The 24,024-nt window shown below is 67.2% G+C and carries 17 protein-coding genes and 1 tRNA gene; 5 read left to right on the top strand and 13 right to left on the bottom strand.

All coding sequences use genetic code 11. The features are described 5' to 3' along the window. Nucleotides 1-77: 77 nt before the first annotated feature. The 9 genes from ACFOM8_RS00300 to coaBC form a co-directional block, all read right to left on the bottom strand. The gene (locus ACFOM8_RS00300) at nt 78-1,292 is read right to left on the bottom strand and encodes an NAD(P)/FAD-dependent oxidoreductase (protein WP_377758272.1); all 1,215 of its coding nucleotides are present in this window, start codon (nt 1,290-1,292) and stop codon (nt 78-80) included. Between the two features lie 92 nt (nt 1,293-1,384). Next, nucleotides 1,385-2,596: a cysteine desulfurase gene (locus ACFOM8_RS00295; protein ID WP_377758271.1), complete on the bottom strand. Its 1,212-nt coding sequence runs from the start codon at nt 2,594-2,596 to the stop codon at nt 1,385-1,387. Continuing rightward, nucleotides 2,593-3,186, bottom strand: a complete 594-nt coding sequence (locus tag ACFOM8_RS00290) for a Yip1 family protein (protein ID WP_377758270.1) — start codon at nt 3,184-3,186, stop codon at nt 2,593-2,595. Before ACFOM8_RS00290 ends, ACFOM8_RS00295 begins: the two co-directional genes overlap by 4 nt. Then, nucleotides 3,183-3,701 carry a hypothetical protein gene (locus tag ACFOM8_RS00285; RefSeq protein ID WP_377758269.1) on the bottom strand — a complete coding sequence of 173 codons (519 nt, stop codon included), beginning with the start codon at nt 3,699-3,701 and terminating at the stop codon, nt 3,183-3,185. The genes ACFOM8_RS00290 and ACFOM8_RS00285 overlap by 4 nt, the downstream gene beginning before the upstream one ends. After that, nucleotides 3,674-5,008, bottom strand: a complete 1,335-nt coding sequence (locus tag ACFOM8_RS00280; protein WP_377758268.1) for a SufB/SufD family protein — start codon at nt 5,006-5,008, stop codon at nt 3,674-3,676. The genes ACFOM8_RS00285 and ACFOM8_RS00280 overlap by 28 nt, the downstream gene beginning before the upstream one ends. After that, nucleotides 5,008-5,763, bottom strand: a complete 756-nt coding sequence (sufC, locus tag ACFOM8_RS00275) for a Fe-S cluster assembly ATPase SufC (protein WP_377758267.1) — start codon at nt 5,761-5,763, stop codon at nt 5,008-5,010. Before sufC ends, ACFOM8_RS00280 begins: the two co-directional genes overlap by 1 nt. A 68-nt stretch (nt 5,764-5,831) precedes the next feature. Next, the gene (gene sufB, locus ACFOM8_RS00270) at nt 5,832-7,376 is read right to left on the bottom strand and encodes a Fe-S cluster assembly protein SufB (RefSeq protein WP_377758266.1); all 1,545 of its coding nucleotides are present in this window, start codon (nt 7,374-7,376) and stop codon (nt 5,832-5,834) included. Between the two features lie 31 nt (nt 7,377-7,407). Continuing rightward, entirely contained in the window at nt 7,408-8,445 is a 1,038-nt protein-coding gene (locus ACFOM8_RS00265; protein ID WP_377758265.1) for a cysteine desulfurase family protein, read from the bottom strand. Further along, on the bottom strand, nt 8,442-9,677 hold the full coding sequence (gene coaBC / locus ACFOM8_RS00260) for a bifunctional phosphopantothenoylcysteine decarboxylase/phosphopantothenate--cysteine ligase CoaBC (RefSeq protein ID WP_377758264.1): 1,236 nt from the start codon (nt 9,675-9,677) through the stop codon (nt 8,442-8,444). Before coaBC ends, ACFOM8_RS00265 begins: the two co-directional genes overlap by 4 nt. Before the next feature lie 127 nt (nt 9,678-9,804). Between coaBC and ACFOM8_RS00255 the strand changes: the two genes are divergently transcribed. Together ACFOM8_RS00255 and ACFOM8_RS00250 are read left to right on the top strand one after the other, a co-directional pair. Next, nucleotides 9,805-11,319 (top strand): YifB family Mg chelatase-like AAA ATPase, encoded by a 1,515-nt coding sequence (locus ACFOM8_RS00255; protein WP_377758263.1) that lies wholly within the window; start codon nt 9,805-9,807, stop codon nt 11,317-11,319. 57 nt (nt 11,320-11,376) lie between these two features. Continuing rightward, nucleotides 11,377-12,774 carry a hypothetical protein gene (locus ACFOM8_RS00250; RefSeq protein WP_377758262.1) on the top strand — a complete coding sequence of 466 codons (1,398 nt, stop codon included), beginning with the start codon at nt 11,377-11,379 and terminating at the stop codon, nt 12,772-12,774. 16 nt (nt 12,775-12,790) lie between these two features. Here the strand turns inward: ACFOM8_RS00250 and pyc are convergent, their stop codons facing one another. Then, nucleotides 12,791-16,222 (bottom strand): pyruvate carboxylase, encoded by a 3,432-nt coding sequence (gene pyc / locus ACFOM8_RS00245; protein WP_377758261.1) that lies wholly within the window; start codon nt 16,220-16,222, stop codon nt 12,791-12,793. A gap of 183 nt (nt 16,223-16,405) precedes the next feature. Between pyc and uvrA the strand changes: the two genes are divergently transcribed. Next, complete coding sequence (gene uvrA, locus ACFOM8_RS00240; RefSeq protein ID WP_377758260.1) at nt 16,406-19,258, top strand: excinuclease ABC subunit UvrA; 2,853 nt, start codon at nt 16,406-16,408, stop codon at nt 19,256-19,258. A 3-nt stretch (nt 19,259-19,261) separates the two neighbouring features. On the opposite strand, the gene ACFOM8_RS00235 is transcribed toward uvrA, so the two are convergent. Next, nucleotides 19,262-19,636 (bottom strand): hypothetical protein, encoded by a 375-nt coding sequence (locus ACFOM8_RS00235; RefSeq protein ID WP_377758259.1) that lies wholly within the window; start codon nt 19,634-19,636, stop codon nt 19,262-19,264. Then, nucleotides 19,629-20,246, bottom strand: a complete 618-nt coding sequence (locus ACFOM8_RS00230) for a DUF5671 domain-containing protein (protein ID WP_377758258.1) — start codon at nt 20,244-20,246, stop codon at nt 19,629-19,631. Before ACFOM8_RS00230 ends, ACFOM8_RS00235 begins: the two co-directional genes overlap by 8 nt. Nucleotides 20,247-20,417: 171 nt before the next feature. Here ACFOM8_RS00230 and ACFOM8_RS00225 point away from each other — a divergent pair. Together ACFOM8_RS00225 and ACFOM8_RS00220 are read left to right on the top strand one after the other, a co-directional pair. Beyond that, a tRNA-Gly gene (locus ACFOM8_RS00225) sits at nt 20,418-20,492 on the top strand. A 306-nt stretch (nt 20,493-20,798) separates the two neighbouring features. Next, a complete protein-coding gene (locus tag ACFOM8_RS00220; protein ID WP_377758257.1) occupies nt 20,799-21,356 on the top strand; it encodes a TetR/AcrR family transcriptional regulator in 558 nt (185 codons plus the stop codon). Nucleotides 21,357-21,376: 20 nt separating this feature from the next. Here ACFOM8_RS00220 and ACFOM8_RS00215 read toward each other — a convergent pair whose 3' ends face one another. Further along, nucleotides 21,377-23,869 (bottom strand): GcvT family protein, encoded by a 2,493-nt coding sequence (locus ACFOM8_RS00215; RefSeq protein ID WP_377758256.1) that lies wholly within the window; start codon nt 23,867-23,869, stop codon nt 21,377-21,379. Nucleotides 23,870-24,024: the final 155 nt, after the last annotated feature.

Genomic DNA, 24,024 nt, shown 5'->3' with positions numbered 1-24,024 from the left:
AGCAGGGGGCGCTCGCGCCCCCTCTTGGCGCCATGCGCCAATTCACCCCCGAGGGTATTTGGACAAAGAAGAAGCGGTCAGCGCTTGAACCGCGTCGGCTGCAACTCGGCCCAGCCCGGACCGCCGTCCAGTTCCTCGGCCAGGATTTCCGCCGTGACCGGGCCAAGCGTGAAGCCCTGGTGGCCATGGCCGAAATGCGCCCAAAGGTTCGGCTGGTCGGGCACGCGGCCGATCACCGGCAGCATGTCGGGGATGCAGGGGCGGCGGCCGGTCCAGGGTTCGGCCTCGACGGGGGGACCGATGTCGAACAGTTCGCGGGCGGCCTTTTCACCGTGCTTGAGTTGCGGCGGGGCCAGGCGCGGATGGCTGGTCAGTTCGGCGGCCGTGGCGATGCGCAAGCCGCGCCGCATCGGCGACAGCACAACCGAGTTGCCGAAATCCGCGATGGGATGGTTCGGCGGCGTTTCCATGCGGTAATGGCGGTGATAGCCGCGCTTGAACACCATCGGAACCCGCAGGCCGAAGCGTTGCAGCAGCATGGGAGACCAGGGGCCAAGCGCCACCACCGCGTGTTCGCCATGGGCTTCGCCCGCACGCCAGCCGTTGCCTGCGCGGTGCAGGTCGCCCGCGTCGCCGTTGACGATCCGCCCGCCCCGCCGTTCGAACAGCGCCGCATAGGCCGCGACCAGCCCGCCGGGATCGGAACAGGTCCAGGTGTCCGACCAATGGGTCGCGCCCTCGACCTCGATCTTGATGGCGGGTTCCATGGCGCGCAGGGCCTTGCCGTCCATCAGCCTGGCCTCGACCCCGAATTCGTCCCTGAATCGCTTGGCCGTCTCGCGGGCCCTTTCCATGCGGGCGGGGGTGCGGTGCACCTCGATATAGCCGTCGCGGCGGATGATGTTGTCGGCGCCGGCGGCTTCGACCAGCGGCGCGTGGCGTTCGGTCGATTGGCGGATCAGCTTGCCCCATGTCAGGGTCGCGCGCCGATGCCCCGCCGGCAGCGAGTTGATCGCATAGGTCCACACCGCGTTGATCTGGGACAGCAGGCCCGAAAGGTTCCATTTCACGTCGTAGCCCCGGCCAAGAGCGATCTGCATCAGCGCCCCCGGCGCCAGCGGCATGGCATAGGGTTCGACCGCTTCGGTCTGGATCAGGCCCGCATTGCCATAGCTTGTCTCGCGACCCGGCACGCCGCGCTCGACGATGGTGACCTGATGCCCGCGCGCCTGCAAGGCCAGCCCGGTCGTGACGCCGACCATGCCCGCACCCAGAACAAGAATCTCTGCCATATCCGCCCCTTGAGCCGTGTTCCGGTCAGGGATGCAGACATTCCGTCATGGGGCAAGAGGTTCTTCGGCGACCTTCCGGATCTTTGCAAGTTTTACGCGAAAAGCTCGCGGCAGAAGCTCAATCCTTCGACCAAGGCGTCCACTTCCTGCCTGGTGTTGTACATCGCGAAGGATGCCCGGGCACTGGCGGTGATTCCGAAGAACTCCATCAGCGGCATGGCGCAATGGCTGCCTGCGCGCACGGCGATGCCGCGCTTGTCCAGGATGGTGGACAGGTCATGGGCATGGGCGCCTTGCATGGTCATGGAAAAGATCGCGCCCTTGTCCGGCGCATCGCCCTGGACCTGCAACCAGTTGAGGCTGCGCAGCCGGTCGCGGGCGTAATCGCGCAAGGACCGTTCATGGGCGGAGATGTTCTCCATTCCCAGGTCCATCAGGTATTCCAGCGCCGCGCCCAGTCCGATCTGGTTGACGATGCCGGGGGTGCCCGCCTCGAACCGCAAGGGGGGGTCGGCGTAATCCACGCTGTCGCGCGTCACCGTGCGGATCATGTCGCCGCCGCCCATGAAGGGCCGCATCTCGGCCTGGCGGCCGCGCCGGATCCACATCGCGCCCGATCCTGACGGACCGTAAAGCTTGTGCCCCGTGATGCAGTAGAAATCGACGCCGAGCGCGGCCAGATCAACCGGCATGTGCACCGCCGCCTGGCTGCCGTCGGCCAGCACCGGCACGTCCGTGCCCCGCGCGATCGCCCCAACGTCCACGATGGTGCCGGTCACGTTCGACATGTGCGTGACGGCGATCAGCTTCGTGCGCGGCCCCACGGCGGCCAACACCTTTTCGGGCGGCAGCGACCCGTCGGGTTCCGGTTCCACCCATTTCAGCGTCACCCCCTGCCGTTCGCGCAGGAAATGCCAGGGCACGATGTTAGCATGGTGTTCCAGCACCGACAGCACGATCTCGTCCCCTGCCTGCAAGCGGGGCGCGGCCCAGCCATAGCTGACGAGGTTGATCCCCTCGGTAGAACCGCTGGTGAAGATCACCTCGTCTTCGTGCGGGGCGTGGAGGAAGCGGGCGATGATGGCGCGGACGCGTTCGTAATTCTCGGTCGCCAGGTTCGACAGGAAATGCAGGCCCCGGTGGACATTGGCGTATTCGTCTTCATAGGCGCGGGTGACCGCCTCGATCACCTGGCGCGGCTTTTGCGCGCTGGCGCCGCTGTCAAGATACACCAGCGGGCGCTTGTTCACCTGCCGCGACAGGATCGGGAAATCGGCGCGGACCTTATCGACATCAAAGCTCATTGCGGCATCTCCGGCATGATCCCAAGGGCGGCGGCAAGGATGGAAAGAAGGAACCCGGCGGCGATGGCGGTTCCGATCAGGCCCACCATGACCTTCAGGCTGCTGCGAAAGCCGTGCAGCGCCTTGGTGAACTGCACGGTCAGCCACAGGAACAGGGCCATCGCCGCGATGCCCAGCATCCCGGCGGCCGAGGGAAGAACCAGAGACAGCACGATCTGGGCGGCCTGGACCAGCAGCAGCAGAACCTCGATCCAGACGGTCAGCAGCAGCGCGTCCTCGAACCGGCCCCGGCCGCCGAACATGCGGCCCACGCCCGACATCAGGCCCGCCGCGACAAGAATGGCCACCATCTGCATGACCGCCAGCACCATGGGCTGCCGGCTCAGCAGAACGACCTGCGCGTCATTCTCGGCGGGCGCGGCGAACATCGCGCCCGCAAGCCAGGCCAGCAGCGCCGAGACCGACACCGCCGCCAGCAGCGCCATCCAGCGCGCCTGAACCGGCCAGTCCTGTCCCATCAGCAGCTGCGCCGCCCTTTGCGGATCGCGGAAGGACAGGCCGACCAGGGCCTTGAAATCGTCGAAACTCATGCTCGCCTCGCCAGCGCCGCGATGCCGGCGCCCCAGATCATCAGAAAGCCCGCCCCGCAGACCGCCTGCACCACGGCCAGCCCCGGTCCCGGCCCAACCAGCCCGGCCACCAGCCCGGCCAGCAGCATCGCGGGCGCCACGGCCAGCAGCGCCCAGAACAGCGCCAGGCGCGAATCCTCGGGCGACAGGCGCCAGGGCGTCAGGCGGGACAGCGCGGCCGTCAGCGCGGCCAGGGCATAGGCCAGAACCGGCATCAGAAACATCACCGCCAGCAGCGCGCCCCCCATCCGGGCCTGAAAGGGGATCGAGGGGTCCAGCTGCGCCATCCGCGCATGGGCGGGGGCCTGCGCGATCAGAAAGACCAGCATCGCGGCCATCAGCACCACCAGCTTGACCTGTTCCGGCATGGCGGAAAGGCCCCGCACCACCCGGCGCGGGGCCCACCAGCTTTGCAGCACCCGCGGGGCGATGCCCCCCGGCGCGCGCCTTATTGAACCGCGTTCAGGGTCAGCCACACGTCAAGCCGTTCATAGATGCACTCCCGGATTCCTTCGTCCTCGATCTCGGCCAGGGCGTCGGCTAGGAAGGACAGAACCAGGAACACGATGGCGCGTTCCCGCGGCACCCCGCGAGAGCGGAGATAGAACAACGCTTCCTCGTCAATCGCGCCGGTGGTCGAGCCGTGGGAGCATTTCACGTCGTCGGCGTAAATTTCCAGTTCCGGCTTGGCCAGGAACTGGCTGCGTTCGTCCAGCAGCAGCGCCTGGCTGATCTGGTAGCCGTCGGTCTTCTGCGCGCCGGGCTTGACCAGGATCTTGCCCTGGAACACGCCCTCGGCCCCGTTCTTCAGCACTTTCTTGAAGACCTGACGGCTTTCGCAGCGTTCGGCCCCGTGGGTGATGAACACGGTGTCGTCCTGGTGGAACGGCGCCTTGCCGCCATCGCCCAGCACGGCTGCGGCGATATGGGCCACGGCGTCGTCGCCCGCGATGTCGATCACGGCCTCGTTGCGCATGGTCGTGCCGTTCACCGACAGGGTGAAGGACTTGAACTGCGCGCGCTCCGCAACGCGGGCGAAGATGTGGCCGATGCCGACCCGGGGATCGACCGCGCGCTTGGACGCGACATGGTGGAAGCGCGCGCCGGGGGCCAGATCGACCTCGATCACGCTGTTCGACCGCGCGCCCGACATCCCGGTTTCCAGCAGCGTCAGTTCGACGTCCTCCTCGATGCGGATGACGTGGTGCCAGATCGCATCCGCGCTGTCCGAGGCACGCCGATGCACGACATGGATCGGCCGGGCGGGCGTCGATGTCACGCGGATCAGCAGCCCGTCGCGCGCGGCGGCCGTGTTCAGCGCCGCAAAGGGCCGCTTGACCGGCTTCTGGCCCGCCGCTTCCAGGGTGCCGTACAGATCGGCCGCCCAGCCGGCGCCTGCATCGGCCTGGGCCAGAGTCGCGATCTCGACCCCGTCCAGCGCCAGATCGTCCGAGGCCGCTTCGTCGAAGACGCCATCGACGAAGACCAGCGTCAGCTTGTCCAGTCCGTCGAACAGCGGCGTTTCCTGCGCAGCCGGAACCGCCAGCGCGGCAGGCACCGGAGCATTGAAGGGGCGCGGGTCGGTATAGCGCCAGTATTCGTCGCGCGGGCCGGGCAGGCCCATGTCCTGCAACCGGTCCAGCGCGTCCTGGCGCGCCGCCGCCGCGAACCCGCCCTGCGGCAGGTTCAGCGCCGCCAAGCGCGCCTCAAGCGCGTTGACGGGCCTGGCCGCGCCCTCGATTGTCGGGGTCTGGTCTTTCGCCTTGACTGCCGTGTCCGCCATCAGCGGGCCTCCGCCAGCAGATCGCCGTAGCCTTCTTCCTCGACCTGGAGGGCCAGTTCCGGCCCGCCCGACCTCACGATCCGGCCATCCGCCATGATATGCACCACGTCCGGCTGGATGTGGTTCAGCAGGCGCTGGTAATGCGTGATGACCAGAAAGCTGCGGTCGGGCGAACGCAGCGCGTTCACGCCGTCCGAAACCAGCCGCATCGCATCGACGTCAAGGCCCGAATCCGTTTCGTCCATGATGCACATGCGCGGTTCCAGCATGGCCATCTGCAAGATCTCGTTGCGCTTCTTTTCCCCGCCCGAGAAGCCCACGTTGACCGGGCGCTTCAGCATGTCCGGGCTGATCTGCAATTCGGCGGCCTTGGCGCGCACCAGCTTGAGGAAATCGCCCGAGGACAGTTCGTCCTGCCCGCGCGCCTTGCGCTGCGCGTTCACGGCGGTGCGCAGAAAGGTCATGTTGCCGACGCCGGGGATCTCGACCGGATACTGGAAGGCCAGGAACAGGCCGGCGCTCGCGCGCTCCTCCGGCTCCATGTCCAGCAGGCTTTCGCCGTCCAGCGTGGCGGTGCCCTCGGTAACCTCATAGCCGTCGCGGCCCGACAGGACATAGGACAGCGTGGACTTGCCCGACCCGTTCGGACCCATGATCGCATGAACCTGACCGGCCGGAACCTCCAGCGACAGACCCTTCAGGATCCGCTTGTCCTCTTCCTCAAGCTTGACGTGCAAGTTGTCGATTTTCAGCATCTTTTCCTCATCGGATGGTGGCGGCGGTGCCGAAGCCACGGCACTATCATCAAATCCCGTCGCGGCCCTTAGCCGACCGAGCCTTCCAGCGAAATGGCGACCAGCGACTGCGCCTCCATGGCGAATTCCATCGGCAGGGCCTGCAAGACCTCGCGGCAAAAGCCGTTGACGACCAGGGCCACGGCCTCCTCCTCGTCCATGCCGCGCTGGCGGCAATAGAACAGCTGGTCGTCATCGACCTTGGATGTCGTCGCCTCGTGCTCGACGCGGCTCGAGGTGTTCTTGACCTCGATATAGGGCACGGTATGGGCGCCGCACTGATCGCCGATCAGCAAGCTGTCGCACTGCGTGTAGTTGCGGCTGTTCGTCGCGCGCGGATGCATCGTCACCAGGCCGCGATAGGTGTTCTGCGCCTTGCCCGCCGAAATGCCCTTGGACACGATACGAGAGCGGGTGTTCCGGCCCAGATGGATCATCTTGGTGCCGGTGTCGGCCTGCTGGTGGTTGTTGGCGATGGCGATGGAATAGAACTCGCCCTGGGATTCGTCACCGCGCAGGATGCAGGACGGGTATTTCCAAGTGATCGCGCTGCCGGTTTCCACCTGCGTCCACATCACCTTGGCGCGGGCCTCGCGGCAGTCGGCGCGCTTGGTGACGAAGTTGTAGATGCCGCCACGGCCTTCCTCGTCGCCCGGATACCAGTTCTGGACGGTGGAATACTTGACCTCGGCGTCCTCCAGCACGACGATTTCGACGACCGCCGCGTGCAGCTGGTGCGTGTCGCGCTTCGGCGCGGTGCAGCCTTCAAGATAGCTGACATAGCTGCCCTTGTCGGCGATGATCAGCGTGCGTTCGAATTGCCCGGTGTTTTCCGCGTTGATGCGGAAATAGGTGGACAACTCCATCGGGCATTTCACGCCCTTGGGGACGTAAACGAAGCTGCCGTCCGAAAAGACCGCGCTGTTCAGCGTGGCGAAATAGTTGTCGGACTGCGGCACCACGGAGCCGAGATATTTCTTCACCAGCTCGGGATGCTCGCGGATCGCTTCGGAGATCGAGCAGAAGATGACCCCGGCCTTGGCCAGTTCGTCCTTGAAGGTCGTGCCGACCGACACCGAATCGAACACCGCGTCGACGGCTACGCGCCGGCCTTCGGTCGCAGCGATCGCCATGTCCACGCCCGGGGACGGCGATGCCCCCTCGACCCCTGCCAGGATCATCTGTTCCTTCAGCGGAATGCCCAGCTTTTCATAGGTCGCCAGCAGCTTCGGATCCACCTCGTCCAGGGACTTCGGCTTCACTTCCATGCTTTTCGGGCGGGCGTAGTAATACTGGTCCTGATAGTCGATGTCTGGATAGTTCAGCATCGCCCATCTCGGCTCCGTCATGGTCAGCCAGCGGCGATAGGCTTCCAGCCGCCATTCGGTCATCCATTCCGGTTCGTTGTTCTTCTGCGAGATCAGGCGGACGATGTCTTCGTTCAGCCCCTTGGGGGCATAGTCCATCTCGATCTCGGTATCCCAGCCGTATTTGTAGCTGCCAATGCTTTGCACGGCCTCGACCGTTTCGCGGTCAACGCCCTCGCGCACGTCAAGATCGGTGGTTGCAGTCATCCTTTGTCCTTCCCAAGGCTGGGTGTGTCGCCTAGCCGTTGCGTTCGCGCCAGCGTCCATACGCGCTTTCCCACGCATCCGCAAATCGGTTCACCTGATCGTCGCCCATAGCCGGGCTTATCGAGATCCGAATTGCCGATTGCGCGGCCTTATCGTCGAAACCCATGGCTTGCAGCACGCCGCTGGCCCGGACCTTGCCCGAGGAACAGGCCGAGCCCGCCGAAATGGCAAAGCCCGCCAGATCCATCTGCATGACCTGGGTTTCACCCTTCCAGCCCGATGTAAGAAGGCAGGTCGTGTTCGGCAAGCGCCTGGCGCCCTTTCCGGCAACGATTGTTCCGGGCAAGGACAGCAGCCGTTCCTCCAGGGCGTCGCGGCGGGCGGCGACCTGATCCCACAGGCCCGCCTCCAGATCCTTCTGCGCCGCCTTGGCCGCCGCCGCAAAGCCCAGAATGCCGAGGAGGTTCTCGGTCCCGCCGCGTCGGCCCTGTTCCTGACCCCCGCCCCGGATCAGCGCGGGCACGTCGGTGCCGCGCCTGACGATCAGCGCGCCGATCCCCTTCGGCCCGCCCAGCTTGTGGGCGCTGACAAAGCCCGCCGTGACGCCCAGCCAGTTGAAGGCGAAAGGCACCTTGCCGAAAGCCTGCGTCAGGTCGCTGGAGGCCAGCCCCTGCGGCAGATCCTGGATCACGCCCGTTTCGTTGTTCGCCAGTTGCAGGCTGGCCCGCGCCGGGTCCGGCACCGTGACGATCCCGTCGCCGTCCACCGCCAGATCCTGCTCGCACCAGACCTTGATCGCGCTGTGTTCCACCGGCGCGCAATGGACGCCCCTGCCCGCCAGCACCATCGCCGCCGCTTCCGTCGTGCCCGAGGTGAAGATCACGTCCGCGCCTTCCGCGCCCAGGGCGGCCGCCAGTTCCTCGCGCGCGCGTTCCATCGCCATCCTGGCCTCGCGGCCCTCGGTATGGACCGAGGACGGGTTGCCCACGATCTCCATCCCGTCGCGCATCGCGGCCTTTGCCTCGGGGCGCAGGGGAGTGGTGGCGTTCCAGTCGAGATAGGTTCTCATCCGATCGCCTCGGCGATCTTTTGCGCCAGCCTGCGGGCCACGGCCTCCTTGGCCATGCGCGGCCATGCCTCGGCGCCTGTTCCGGTGATAACGGTGACGGCGTTTTCCGATCCGCCCATGATGCCGGTGCCTTCGCTGACATCGTTGGCGACGATCCAGTCGCAGCCCTTGCGCAGCCGCTTGTCGGTTGCATGGGCGATCACGTCGTTGGTTTCCGCCGCAAATCCCACCACCAGCCCCGGGCGCCGTTCACCGGGCTGGCTGATCCAGGCCAGGATGTCGGGGTTTTCCGTCATTTCCAGCAAGGGCGGCTTGCCGGTGCCGTCCTTCTTCATCTTCTTCGCGGACGAGTTGCGGATCCGCCAATCCGCCACCGCCGCCGCCATCACCGCCGCGTCGGCGGGCAGCGCGGCTTCCACCGCGTCGCGCATCTGACGGGCGGTCTGGACGCGGATCACCTCGACCCCTTCGGGCGGGGCGATCTCGGCCGGGCCGGTGACAAAGCTGACCCGCGCGCCCATGTCGCGCAAGGCGGCGGCGATCGCCGTTCCCTGCGCCCCCGAGGATCGGTTGGCGATATAGCGCACCGGGTCGATGGGTTCGTGCGTCGGCCCCGAGGTCACGATCACATGCCGCCCCGCCAGCGCGCCCGTGCGGACCTGCGCCTCGGGCAGCAGCTTCAGGGGCGCGGCGGGGGCCAGTTCCTCGCGGATGGCTTCCAGGATCGCCTCGGGTTCGGACATGCGGCCGGTGCCGTATTCGCCGCAGGCCATGTCGCCATCCTCGGGGCCGACGAACAGGATGCCGTCGTCGCGCAGCACCCGCAGGTTCCGCTGCGTCGCAGGGTGGTGCCACATCCGCACGTTCATGGCGGGCGCGACCAGCACGCGCTTGTCGGTCGCAAGCAGCAGCGTGGAGGCCAGGTCGTCCGCCAGGCCATGCGCCATCTTGGCCAGCAGGTCGGCGGTCGCGGGCGCCACCACCACCAGATCGGCGTCGCGCGACAACCGGATATGGCCGATCTCGGCTTCGGACGCGATGTCCCACAGGCTGTCGTGCGCGGCTTCGCCCGACAGGACCGACAGGGTCATGGCCGTGGTGAACTGCGCGCCCGCCTGCGTCAGGACGGGGGTAACGGCCGCGCCCTCGGCGCGCAGCAGCCGGATCAGCCCCGGCACCTTCATGGCCGCGATGCCGCCGCCAACGATCAGCAGGATACGCTTGCCGTTCATCTTGCCCCCTTGTCGCGCCGTGCCAGACACATAGCCGTCCCGCCCCCTCCTCGCAAGCAATCGCCTTCCGTTAACCTTTCCTTAAGCCCCCCGCCGTTAACCATCGCGGGAACGAGAAGGAAACGTCATGGTCGCCATCGCCTATTCCGTCGCATTCGAAGGGATCGAGGCGCGGCTGGTCGAGGTTCAGTGCTCGGTCGCGGCGGGCCTGCCGGGCTTTGCCATCGTGGGTCTGCCCGACAAGGCCGTCAGCGAGGCGCGCGAGCGGGTGAAGGCCGCCTTCGGCGCGCTGTCCATCGCCATGCCGAACCGCCGCCTGACCGTGAACCTGTCCCCCGCCGACATCCCCAAGGAAGGCTCTCATTTCGACCTGCCCATCGCCCTGGCGATCCTGGCCGCCCTTGAGATCGTGCCGGGCGAGGAACTGTCCCGCTGCGTGGCCCTGGGGGAACTGGCGCTGGACGGGCGGCTGGTCGCGGTGACGGGCGCCCTGCCCGCCGCCATGGCCGCCGCCGAGGACGACCGCGCGCTCATCTGCCCCCGGTCCTGCGGCCCGGAAGCCGCCTGGGTCGATGCCGTCCCGGTTCTTGCCCCCGCCACGCTGCGCGAGGTGATCGACCATCTGACCGACCGCGCGCCCATCGCCCGCGCGCAGCCCGGCGTGATCGACGGCGCCGTCACGGGGGGTTGCCTGTCCGAGGTGAAAGGCCAGGAACGCGCCAAGCGCGCCCTTGAGATCGCCGCAGCCGGGCGGCACCACCTGCTGATGGTCGGCCCGCCCGGCGCGGGAAAGTCCATGCTCGCCGCCCGCCTGCCCGGCCTGATGCCGCCCCTTGGCGCGGCCGAGGCGCTGGAAACCTCCATGATCCATTCGCTTGCGGGCACCCTGGACGACGGCGGCATTTCCCGCCGCGCGCCTTTCCGGGAACCCCACCACACCGCGTCGATGGCCGCCATCGTCGGCGGCGGGCGCGGCGCCAAGCCGGGCGAGATCAGCCTGGCCCACAACGGCGTCCTGTTCATGGACGAGTTTCCCGAATTTCCCCGGCAGGTGCTGGAAACCCTGCGCCAGCCCATCGAGACGGGCGAGGTCGTGGTGGCCCGCGCCAATGCCCATATCCGCTATCCCTGCCGCTTCCTGCTGATCGCCGCCGCCAACCCCTGCCGCTGCGGCTATCTGGCCGATGCCGCCCGGGCCTGTCCGCGCGCGCCGACCTGCGGCGGGGACTACATGGGCAAGATCTCGGGTCCGCTCATGGACCGCTTCGACCTGCGGCTCGAGGTTCCGGCCGTCGGCTTCCTGGACCTGGAACTGCCCTCGGACGGGGAAACCTCGGCGCAGGTCGCGGCGCGGGTGGCTGAGGCGCGCGAGGTGCAGGCGGCGCGGTTCCGCGGCCATCCGCAGATCCGCGTGAACGCCGAGGCGTCTGGCAGCCTTCTGGACCGGATCGCCGCGCCGGATCAGGAAGGCCGGGCCCTGATTTTGAAGGCATCGGAACGGCTGGGCCTGACCGCGCGCGGCTATCACCGCATCCTGCGCACCGCGCGCACCATTGCGGACCTCGCCGGTTCCGCCGCCGTCCGCACGCCCCATCTGGCCGAGGCGATCAGCTATCGCCTGCCCTTTGTGGCAGGCGGCTGATTGCGCATCGTGCAAGGCGGGGCTATGGCGGGCCAACCCTGACAACGGACCCGGACCATGCCCCCTATCAGCGCCCGGATCGGCGGCATCCTGACCGCCCTCGCCCTGCTGGCAACGGTTCCGCATGAATACGGCGCGGGCCAGGGCTTCGCCGATGCCGCCGCGGTTCTGCTGGTCGGGGCGCTTGCGCTGTTTTCGTTGACCGCAAAGCTGTCGCGGCTGGCCTTTGTCGCGGTGGGCCTCGCCCTCGTGGCCTGGGCTGCCGCAGCCCGTGCCGACTGGGCGCAGGCCACGCTGACGGCGCTGACGCGCGGCGGCTTCGTTATCGCGCTGTTCACGGCGCTGTCGGCGCTCCGCAGCGCGGCCATCGGGTCGCAGGCGATCCTGGACTGCGGGCGCTTCCTGGCGCGCCAGCCGCCGGGGAGGCGCTATCTGGCGCTGACGCTGGGCGGGCATCTGTTCGGGCTGATCCTGCTTTACGGATCCATCTCGCTTCTGGGGTCGCTCGCCGCCGAAAGCACCGCGCGAGAGGCGAACCAGGAACTGCGCCGCCACCGGCTGCGGCGGATGCTGGTGGCGGTCCAGCGGGGCTTCGCCTCGACGCTGTGCTGGTCGCCGATGGCGTTGTCGATGGCCGTCACCCTGTCGGTCGTGCAAGGCGCGTCCTGGCCCGGCGCGGTCGGGTTCTGCCTTGTCAGCTCGGCCCTGATGATCGGCATCGGCTGGCTGCTGGACGCGGTGTTCAAGCCGCGGCTTTCCGCCCCGCCCCCGCCCCGCGCGATCGAGACCGACCGCTGGCTGGTCCGCCTGCGCCCGCTTTTGGTCCTGCTGGCCGTTGTCGTGGGGGGCGTCTTCGCGCTGCATCTGGCGACCGGCGTCGCCGTGACGGGCGCGGTGATGACGGTGGTTCCGCTGGTCGCGATGGGCTGGCTCCTGATCCTGCCGCCCCTGCCGGGTGGCCGCGCCGCCACCCTGGGCGCGCGCATCGGCCAGTTCGCCACGCGCGATCTGGCGGGCTATCGGGGCGAGATCATCCTGCTGTTCATGGCAGGCTTCATCGGCAGCCTGGGCTCGTACCTGTTGGTGCCGGTCATGGCCGCGCACGGGCCGGATCCGTCGGTTGTCCCGCCTTTGCTGTTCCTGGCGGCGCTGGTCTGGGCGATCCCGCTGACCGGACAGATCGGCATGAACCCGATCCTGGCCGTGTCGCTGCTGGTGCCGCTGCTGCCCGCGCCCGAGACGCTGGGCATTCACCCCACGGCCATGGTGGTGGCGATCACCGGCGGATGGGCCATCAGCGGCAACACCTCGCCCTTCACCGCCTCGGTCCTGCTGGTGGGCAAGCTGGGCGGGGTCGAGGCCCGTCATGCAGGTGCGCGGTGGAACGGGCTTTACGCCCTGGCCACGGGCGCGGCGCTGACCCTGTGGGTGCTCATCGTCGCGGCCCTTCTGTAGGACCGCGGCGATCGTCTCACTCGACCTCCACCAGCAGGTCTTTCGCGTCGATCTGTTCGCCGGGGCGGACGTGGACGGCCTTGACGGTGCCGTCGCGGTCGGCGTGGAGGCCGGTTTCCATCTTCATCGCCTCGATGGTCAGCAGCAGGTCGCCCTGACGCACCTTTGCGCCCACTGTCGCCGCGACCGAGGCCACGACGCCCGGCATCGGCGCGCCGACATGGCCGGCATTGGCCGGATCGGCCTTGGGACGCGCCGCGGCGGTCGCGGTGGCCTTGCGGTTCGGCACGCGGACCTGGCGCGGCTGGCCGTTCAGTTCGAAGAAGACCTTGACCTCGCCCTTCTCGTCCGTCTCGCCGATGGTCAGGAACCGCACCTCGAGGGTCTTGCCGGGGTCGATCTCGACGCTGATCTCGTCGCCCGGCTCCATGCCGTAGAAGAAGTTCCGGGTCGGCAGCACGCGCACCGGGCCATAGGTCTCGTGGCGCGTCCTGTAGTCGGTGAACACCTTGGGATACATCAGGTAGCCGTTCAGATCCTCGTCGTCGATGGCGACGCCCAGGTCTTCGGACAGCTTCCGGCGGGTGGCCTCGATGTCCACGGGGGGCAGATGCGCGCCGGGGCGGTCGGTGATGGGCGCCTCGCCCTTCAGGACCTTGCGCTGCAGCTCGGCGGGCCAGCCGCCGGGGGGCTGGCCGAGGTTGCCCTTCATCATGTCCACCACGCTGTCGGGGAAGCTGACCTCGGTGGCCGGGTCCATGACCTGCGCGGGCGTCAGCCCCTGGGCCACCATCATCAGCGCCATGTCGCCCACCACCTTGGACGACGGCGTGACCTTCACGATGTCGCCGAACATGCGGTTCACGTCGGCATAGGCCTGCGCCACCTCGTGCCAGCGGTCCTCCAGCCCCATCGATCGCGCCTGCGCCTTGAGGTTGGTGAACTGCCCGCCCGGCATCTCGTGGAGATAGACCTCGGAGGCCGGGGATTGCAGGCCGGACTCAAACGCCGCGTATTGCTCGCGCACGCGTTCCCAGTAGTTGCTGATCTGCCGGATCGCCGCGATGTCGAGCCCCGTGTCGCGCTCGGTGCCCTCCAGCGCCTCGACGATGGAGCCGAGGCAGGGCTGCGAGGTGCCGCCCGAAAAGGCGTCCATGGCCGCATCGACCGCGTCCACCCCCGCCTCGGCCGCCGCCAGGATCGTGGCCCCGGCAAGGCCGCTGGTGTCATGGGTGTGGAAGTGGACGGGCAGGCCCACCTCCTCCTTCAGCGCGCGGATCAGGATGCGCGCGGCGGCGGGCTTCAGAAGGCCCGCCATGTCCTTCAGGCCCAGCACATGCGCGCCGGCGGCCTTCAGGTCCTGGGCGGTGCTGACGTAATAGGCCAGGTCGTACTTGGACCGGTCGGGGTCCAGCATGTCGCCCGTATAGCAGACGGTGCCTTCGCAGATCTTGCCGGTGGCGATCACCGCGTCCATGGCGACGCGCATGTTTTCCACCCAGTTGAGGCTGTCGAAGACCCGGAACACGTCCACGCCGCTGTCCGCCGCCTGACGCACGAAGGACTGCACCACATTGTCGGGATAGTTGGTGTAGCCCACGCCGTTGGACGCCCGCAGCAGCATCTGCGTCATCAGGTTGGGCATCGCCTGCCGGATGTCGCGCAGCCGCTGCCAGGGGCATTCCTGCAGGAAGCGATAGGCCACGTCGAAGGTCGCCCCGCCCCAGCATTCCACGCTGAACAGCCCCGGCAGGTTGGCGGCGTAAGATGGGGCCACGCGGATCATGTCGATGGACCGCATCCGCGTCGCCAGCAGCGACTGGTGGCCGTCGCGCATGGTGGTGTCGGTCATCAGGAGGCGCTTCTGATCGGCCATCCAGTCGGCCACCGCCTGCGCGCCCTTCTCCTCGAGCATCTGCCGGGTGCCGGGCGCGGGCTCCGCCTTCGGCGCGGGCGGCACCGGCGGGCGGGCCTGGGCAGGCGGCCGGGGGCGGCCCGCCGTTTCCGGGTGGCCGTTCACGCTGATGTCGGCCAGATAGGTCAGGATCTTGGTGGCCCGGTCCTGGCGCTTGTCGAACCGGAACAGCTCGGGCGTGGTGTCGATGAACTTGGTGGTATAGGTGTCGTCGAGAAAGGTCGGGTGCTTCAGCAGGTTGATCACGAAGTCGATGTTCGTGCTGACCCCCCGCACCCGGAACTCGCGAAGCGCGCGGTCCATGCGGCGGATCGCCCCTTCGGGCGTCTGCGCCCAGGCTGTGACCTTGACCAGCAGCGAGTCGTAGTAGCGCGTGATCACGCCGCCCGAATAGGCGGTGCCGCCGTCCAGCCGGATGCCGTTGCCGGTGGCCGACCGATAGGCGGTGATCCGGCCATAGTCGGGGATGAAGTTGTTCAGCGGATCCTCGGTCGTGACACGGCATTGCAGCGCGTGGCCCGACAGCGTGATTTGATCCTGGGAGGGCACGCCCGTCGCCTCGGCCAGCGTCGCGCCCTCGGCGATGCGGATCTGGGACTGCACGATGTCGATGCCGGTGACCTCCTCGGTCACGGTGTGCTCGACCTGCACGCGCGGGTTCACCTCGATGAAGTAGAACTGCTGCGTGTCCATGTCCATCAGGAACTCGACCGTGCCCGCGTTCTGGTATCCGACCGCTTGCCCGATCCGCAGCGCCAGTCCGCAGACCTCGGCCCGCTGGTCTTCGGTGAGGTAAGGCGCGGGCGCGCGCTCGACGACCTTCTGGTTGCGGCGCTGAACGGTGCAGTCGCGCTCATACAGGTGATACAGCCCGCCATGCGTGTCGCCCAGCAGCTGCACCTCGACGTGGCGGGCGCGAAGGATCATCTTTTCCAGATAGCCCTCGCCGTTGCCGAAGGCGGCCTCGGCCTCGCGCCGGCCCTCGCGGACTTTGTCCACCAGTTCCTCGGGGCCGCTGATCGGCCGCATCCCGCGCCCGCCGCCGCCCCAGGAAGCCTTCAGCATCAAGGGATAGCCGATGGCGGCGGCCTCACGCTTGATCGCCTCGAAGTCGTCGCCCAGCACCTCCGTCGCGGGGATCACCGGCACGCCCGCCCCGATCGCCACGCGCCGTGCGCTGGCCTTGTCGCCAAGCGCCCGCATGGTGTCCGCGCGCGGGCCGATAAAGGTGATCCCGGCTTGCGCGCAGGCATCCACGAAGTCGGGGTTCTCGCTCAGCAAGCCATAGCCCGGATGGATCGCGTCGGCGCCCGACTCCTTCGCCACCCGGATGATCTCGGGGATCGAGAGATACGCCGCCACCGGACCCAGCCCCTCGCCGATCCGGTAGGCCTCGTCCGCCTTGAAGCGGTGCAGCCCCAGCTTGTCCTCCTCGGCATAAACGGCGACCGTCCGCTTGCCCAGCTCGTTGGCCGCCCGCATCACCCGGATCGCGATCTCTCCGCGGTTGGCCACAAGAATCTTGTTGAACATCGCGCCGTCCCCCTTCGAAGTTGCGCGAGAGACTAGCGATGCCGCAGCGCAGCGCAAGCGCCACGACACCCCGACTGCAACAAAAGGTTTACGCAAGGTCGTGTTCGCCTGATGTTCCCATTCTGCGGTTGCTTTTTGCCCCCGCCGCACTATGTGATGCGCTTGGTCGGCCAGGGACGCAGCATGGAACAGAAGTTCATCGAGGTTCGCGGCGCGCGCGAACACAACCTCAAGGGCGTGGACATGGACATCCCGCGCGACAAGCTGGTGGTGATTACCGGGCTGTCGGGTTCGGGCAAGTCCTCGCTGGCCTTCGACACGATCTATGCCGAAGGGCAGCGCCGCTATGTCGAAAGCCTGTCGGCCTATGCGCGGCAGTTCCTGGACATGATGGGCAAGCCCGACGTCGATCACATCACCGGCCTGTCGCCCGCCATCAGCATCGAACAAAAGACCACCTCGAAGAACCCCCGGTCAACCGTCGGAACAGTCACGGAGATCTACGACTACCTGCGGCTGCTGTTCGCCCGCGCGGGCACGCCCTATTCCCCCGCCACCGGCCTGCCGATCGAGGCGCAGCAGGTCCAGGACATGGTGGACCGGATCATGGAGATGCCCGAAGGCACGCGCGCCTATCTGCTGGCGCCCATCGTCCGCGACCGCAAGGGCGAATACCGCAAGGAGTTCCTGGAGCTTCGCAAGCAGGGCTTCCAGCGGGTCAAGGTGAACGGCCGGTTTTACGAACTGGACGAGCCGCCCGTGCTGGACAAGAAGTTCCGCCATGACATCGACGTGGTGGTGGACCGCATCGTCGTGCGCGAAGGGCTGGAAACGCGCCTGGCCGATTCGCTGCGCACCGCGCTGGATCTGGCCGACGGCATCGCCGTCGTGGAAACCGCCGCCGACGAGCCGGAGCGGACGACCTTCAGCGAAAACTTCGCCTGCCCGGTCAGCGGCTTCACCATCCCGGAAATCGAGCCGCGGCTGTTTTCCTTCAACGCCCCATACGGCGCCTGCCCGGTCTGCGACGGCTTGGGGGCCGAACTGTTCTTCGACGAACGGCTGGTGGTGCCGGACGCCGCGCTGTCCGTGGACAAGGGCGCCATCGCCCCCTGGGCCAAGTCGAAGTCCGCTTATCTGACGCAGACGGTCAACGCGCTGGCCAAGCATTACGGCTTCGACAAGAAGACGCCGTGGAAGAACCTGCCCGCTGACGTGCAGCGCATGTTCCTGCACGGCTCGGGCAAGGAGGAGATCGAGTTCCGTTTTGACGACGCGGGCCGCGTCTACAACGTCCGCCGCGTGTTCGAGGGGGTGATCCCCAACATGGAACGCCGGATGCGCGAATCCGACAGCGCATGGGTGCGCGAGGAATTCGAGCGTTACCAGAACAACCGCCCCTGCGGCGCCTGCCATGGCTATCGCCTGAAAGACGAGGCCCTTGCGGTCAAGATCGCGGGCCAGCATATCGGCCAGGTGGTCGAACTGTCGATCAAGGAGGCGCTTGCCTGGATCGAGGCCGCGCCCCAGCACCTTTCCAAGCAGAAGAACGAGATCGCCCATGCGATCCTCAAGGAAATCCGCGAACGGCTGGGCTTTCTGGTCAATGTCGGCCTGGACTATCTGACGCTGAGCCGCGCGGCGGGCACCCTGTCGGGCGGCGAAAGCCAGCGGATCCGGCTGGCGTCCCAGATCGGGTCGGGCCTGACCGGGGTGTTGTATGTGCTGGACGAACCCTCCATCGGGCTGCACCAGCGCGACAACGACCGGCTGCTGGACACGCTGAAGGGGCTGCGCGACCAGGGCAACTCGGTCATCGTGGTGGAACATGACGAGGACGCGATCCGCCATGCCGATTACGTTTTTGACATGGGGCCGGGCGCGGGCGTCCACGGCGGCACCGTGGTCAGCCACGGCACGCCCGACCAGATCGCCGCCGACCCGGCCAGCCTGACGGGGCAGTACCTGTCGGGCGTCCGGGAAATCCCGGTCAGCGACGAACGCCGCAAGGGCAACGGCAAGGCCGTGAAGGTGGTCAAGGCCACTGGCAACAACCTCAAGGATGTCACGGCGGAGTTTCCGCTGGGCAGGTTCGTCTGCGTGACCGGCGTTTCGGGCGGCGGCAAGTCCACGCTGACCATCGAGACGCTGTTCAAGACCGCCAGCCTGCGCCTGAACGGCGCGCGCCAGACCCCCGCCCCCTGCGAGACCATCACGGGGCTGGAGCATCTGGACAAGGTGATCGACATCGACCAGCGGCCCATCGGCCGCACCCCCCGGTCGAACCCCGCGACCTATACCGGCGCCTACACCCCCATCCGCGACTGGTATGCGGGCCTGCCCGAATCCAAGGCGCGCGGCTACAAGCCCGGCCGGTTCAGCTTCAACGTCAAGGGCGGCCGGTGCGAGGCCTGCCAGGGCGACGGCGTTATCAAGATCGAGATGCACTTCCTGCCCGATGTCTACGTCACCTGCGAGACCTGCAAGGGCAAACGGTATAACCGCGAAACGCTTGAGGTGCTGTTCAAGGGCAAGTCCATCGCCGACGTGCTGGACATGACGGTCGAGGACGCGCAGGGCTTCTTTTCCGCCGTTCCCGCCATCCGCAACAAGATGGACGCGCTGATGGAAGTGGGCCTGGGCTACGTCAAGGTCGGCCAGCAGGCCACCACCCTGTCGGGGGGCGAGGCGCAGCGGGTGAAGCTGGCCAAGGAACTGTCGCGCCAGTCCACCGGCAAGACGCTGTATATCCTGGACGAACCCACCACCGGCCTGCATTTCGAGGACGTGCGCAAGCTTCTGGAGGTGCTGCACCGGCTGGTGGACCAGGGCAACACGGTGGTGGTGATCGAACACAACCTGGATGTCATCAAGACCGCCGACTGGATCATCGACATCGGCCCCGAAGGCGGCGACGGCGGCGGGCGCATCGTGGCGGTCGGCACGCCCGAGGACGTGGCCAGGATCGCCGAAAGCCATACGGGCCGCTATCTTGCGCCGATGCTGCGGCCCGCGCGCGTCCGGGCGGCGGAGTAAGCGTTAATCCACCGCGATCCGCTGGACGATGCAGCCCGATCCGTCGCGCGCTGAAAACGGGGCGGGCCGTTCGAATGCGGCGCAGAGCCTGATGCTGTCGGGCGCCACAAGCTCGATCCGGTAAGGCGCGGCGGTGAAGGGGTCGGCCAGGCGCGGGGTCGCCGGGCAGGCCTCGGTCGGGGCGGGGTCGGTCACCACCTGACCGGCACCCTGCGCCTTGCAGTGCAGCAGCGACTGGATCTCGGACAGGTCGCGGTCCCGGGTCTGGTCGCGCCGTTCCGCCCTGCCCTGCGCGGGTCCGCCGCTTGCCGCGATCCCGGCGGCCAGGACCGCCAGCGACAGCGCGGCCAGCGCCCGGACGGGCCAGTGCCTAACCATCCAGGTCCTCGCGGTAGCAGGCGCCCACCAGCAGCCCCATCACCGCCACCAGGGCGCATTTCGCAGCCAGGCGCGGCGTCAGGGCGCCCGACAGAAAGGCGTAAACGACCGAAACCACATCGCCCAGCAGCACCAGGGCGGCGGCAAGAACCGTGACCGACGCGAAGACCCGCCGCGCCTGCGAGCGTCTTTGCCGGTCGCTTGGGCCGGTTTGCCGCGCCATGCGATGGTCCAAAGCCAGGAACAACGGCAGAAAGGCGATGATCGCGGCGATCGAGAACCGCATCGACCCGGTGTCGGGCGGGCCTGCCTCTGTCAGGTCGGGAATGGCGGCGTCGATGACCTGAAAGCCGAGGCGCGTGACATGAAAGCACAACAACACCAGCGCGATCATCAGCAGCGCATGCAACATCGCCTCGCGCGCCGAAACATAGGGGCGCGGGCGCGGCACAGGCGGCAGGTCGCCCCCGCCTTGCCAGGCGGCCATCGCGCCCTCGATCTCGGGCACGGTCCAGCCGGCCCCTTGCAGGGCTTCGCGGATGCGCGGCGCCTCGTGTCCGCCCGCCAGGGCGTCACGCACGAATTGCGAAAGCTGCTCGGTCGCGGCCACGGCTTTCCCCCTTGCTGGCGGCCAGGTTCGCGCGGCTGGACGAAGCCTGTCAACCGGCCGAAAAAATCCGCCCGAAAGGTGATTTTCCCTCTTGCGCCCCCCTGCGCAGTCCCATAAATCACCGCTCACCGAAGGCGAGACGGTCAAACGGAACGCCAAACGGAACAGGATGCGGGCGTAGCTCAGGGGTAGAGCATAACCTTGCCAAGGTTAGGGTCGTGAGTTCGAATCTCATCGCCCGCTCCAGAACACAAAAAAGCCGGACCTTCGGGTCCGGCTTTTTTGTTTCAATCTTGGGTTGACATGTTTAGACATTTTATTGCACAGATTGCAACAAGGTGTTGACAAGGCGCCGCAGCCCTGGCCTGAATACCAATTAAATGAAATACATATAAAAAACTCAGACCAGAGCCTTGAACGAGCCACCCAGGTACTCGTTACCCGTCACCCCTTCGGCATGCTTGTCTTCCACACCGGCATGCCGTTAACCTTTCGGTGACGAGGCACATTCGCGCAAAGGCTTTACACTGTCAAGTTTGGCAATGAGGTAAGATGCCTGTTCGCGGCGCATTGCCCCAAGCCTTGATCACGGCAGGCGTCGCCCTGCTGGACGAGGAAGGAGCGGAAGGTTTGACGCTGAGGCGCGTGGCCGCGCGGGCGGGCGTGTCCCACGCCGCGCCGGCCCATCACTTCGGTGGCATGCCGGGCCTGAAGATCGCCATCGCGACAAAGGGATTTCAAAGCTTCCTGCACGATCTGGCCGCCACCCGCGACAGCCTGCCCGAAGGGACCAGTCCCTTTCAGGCGCTGCTTGCGGTCAACATGACCTATATCCGTTTTGCGGGTTCGCGGACGGCGCTGTTCCGACTGATGTTCGACCAGTTGCCCACGCAGGATCCGGAACTGCGCGATACCGCCCATGGCAGCTATCTTGTTCTCAAGGGCCTGTGCGCGCCCTTCACGGCCAGCCGCCCCGCCGCCGCGTTCGAGGCGGCGGTCTGGGCGCTGACCCATGGCTATGCGGCCCTGAACATCGGCAAGACCTATCTGCCCGAATCGCAGATCCGGACGTCCTCCTACGAGGATGCCCTGCGCCTGCTGGTCGGCTGACCGGCGGCGCAGGCGGGGCGTCAGCCGTCCACACGGATCCGCGCGTTTTGCGGATCGTAAGGGCTGTCCTCGGTCACTTCGGCGTCCCACAATTCGCGGAACATGCGGACCTTCAGCTTTGTCCCCGGCGCCGCCAGATCCGGTCGGACATAGCCCATGCCGATCTGCTTGCCGAAGGCCGCCGAATACCCGCCCGAGGTCAGGCGGCCGATCTTCCGGCCGTCCAGGAAGATCCCCTCGCGGCCCCAGGGATCGGCGTCCTGCGGCCCGTCGATCAGCAGCGTGACGCACATCGACCGGATGCCCTTGGCCTCCATCGCCGCCTTGCCCCGGAAATCCTTGGACAGGTCCACGAAGCGGTCCAGACCGGCTTCCAGCGGGGTCGCGTCGCGGCCCAGTTCCGTGCCGAAGGCGCGATAGGATTTTTCCTGCCGCAGCCAGTTCTGCGCCCGCGCGCCGACCAGCTTCATGCCCAAAGGCTCGCCCGCCTCGACCAGCCGGTCGAACAGGTGGTTCTGCATTTCGATCGGGTGGTGCAGTTCCCAGCCAAGTTCGCCCGTATAGGCGACGCGGATGGCGTTGACCGGAACCATCCCCAGCTCGATCCGCTTGGCCGACAGCCAGGGGAACCGCTTGTTGGACAGCGCGGTTTCGGGCTGCGCGTCGCGGATCAGCTTGGCCAGGATGTCGCGGGACGCAGGCCCAGCCAGGGCAAAGACGCCCCATTGGGTCGTCACGTCCTGGATGCTGACGAAATCGCCGCCCGCCGCCATGAAATCCTCTGCGGATTTCACCAGATGGTCGCCGTCATAGGCCGCCCAGGCCCCGGCGGAGACAAGATAGTAGTCGTTCTCGGCCAGGCGGACGATGGTGTATTCGGTCCGCGTGGTTCCCGCGTCGGTCAGCGCATAGGTCAGGTTGATGCGGCCCACCTTGGGCAGCTTGTTGGTGGTCAGCCAGTCCAGGAACGCCGTCGCGCCCGGTCCCTTGACGGTGTGCTTGGCGAATGCCGTCGCGTCGATCAGGCCCGCCGCATTGCGGATCGCCTCGGCCTCGGCCTTGGCGTATTGCCACCAGCCGCCGCGGCGGAAGCTGCGAGACGCATGGTCGTCGAAGTCCTGCGGGCCGAAGTAGTTCGGGCGTTCCCAGCCGTTCACATGGCCGAACTGCGCGCCGCGCGCCTTTTGCCGGTCATAGGCGGGCGAGGTGCGCAGCGGGCGGCAGGCTTCGCGCTCCTCGTCGGGGTGGTGCAGGATGAAGACGTGCTCATAGGCCTCCTCGTTCTTGCGGGCGGCGTATTCGGTCGTCATCCAGCCGCCGTAGCGGCGCGGATCGAGGGAGGCCATGTCGATCTCGGCCTCGCCTTCCACCATCATCTGCGTCAGGTAATGGCCGACGCCGCCCGCCGCGGTGATGCCGAAGCTGAAGCCCTCGGCCAGCCACATGTTGCGCAGGCCGGGGGCCGGGCCGACCAGGGGGTTGCCGTCGGGGGTATAGCAGATCGGCCCGTTGTAGTCGTCCTTCAGCCCCACCGTTTCCGAGGTCGGAAGCCGGTGGATCATGGACATGTATTCCTCCTCGATCCGTTCCAGATCCAGCGGGAACAGGTCGGCGCGGAAGGATTCGGGCACGTCATACAGGAACCGCGCGGGGGCGTTGCGTTCATAGGGGCCGAGGATCCAGCCGCCGCGTTCCTCGCGCACATACCATTTCGCGTCGGCATCGCGCAGGACCGGGTGTTCCGGGTTGCCTTCGGCGCGCCACTTCACCAGGGCCGGGTCGGGTTCGGTGACAATATACTGGTGCTCGACCGGGATCGCGGGGATCTTGATCCCCAGAAGACGGGCGGTGCGCTGCGCGTGGTTGCCGGTGGCGGTCACGACATGCTCGGCCCGGATCTCGAAGGTTTCGCCCGATCCGACCAGGTTGCCGCCCTTTTCCACCAGCTTTTCGCAGGTGACGATCCATTCGCTGCCGGTCCACCGATAGCCGTTGACCTGGATCTTGCGCTCGATGGTGGCGCCGGCCATGCGCGCGCCCTTGGCCATGGCCTGGGTCACGTCGGCGGGGTTGATATAGCCGTCGGTCGGGTGGAACAGCGCGCCTTTCAGATCCTCGGTGCGGACCAGCGGCCAGCGGTCCCTGATCTGCTGGGGCGTCAGGAATTCATGCTCGATCCCGACCGTCTCGGCGGTGGCGGAATAGAGCATGTATTCGTCCATGCGCGCATCCGTCTGCGCCATCCGCAGGTTGCCGCAGCGGGTGAAGCCCGCGTTCAGGCCGGTCTGCGATTCCAGATCCGCGTAAAGCTTGACCGAATAGTCATGGATATGGGTCGTCGCATAGCCCATGTTGAACAGCGGCAGCAGCCCCGCCGCGTGCCAGGTGGATCCGGCCGTCAGCTCGTCGCGCTCGACCAGCATCACCTCCCACCCGGCGCGGGCCAGATGAAGCGCGATGCCGCAGCCGACCGCGCCGCCTCCGACGACAAGAACCTTCACATGCGACTTCATTCGCGCGACTCCTTGGTGGGTTGTTGACACCGTTACTGCCACGGACGCCGCCCGCGGGTTCGATGGGGCCGACCTATAATGGCCAAAAACGACATGCTGCAACGCAGCACTTGTGCGAATCCGCCGCCGTCCGTTAGGCTGCGCGCCACCAAGGG

The organism is Paracoccus angustae (assembly GCF_042648745.1).
In the GTDB taxonomy this organism is placed as follows: Bacteria; Pseudomonadota; Alphaproteobacteria; order Rhodobacterales; family Rhodobacteraceae; genus Paracoccus; species Paracoccus angustae.
The sequence above is the reverse complement of the archived record's forward strand: the minus strand, read 5'-3'. Positions and strand labels throughout refer to the sequence as shown.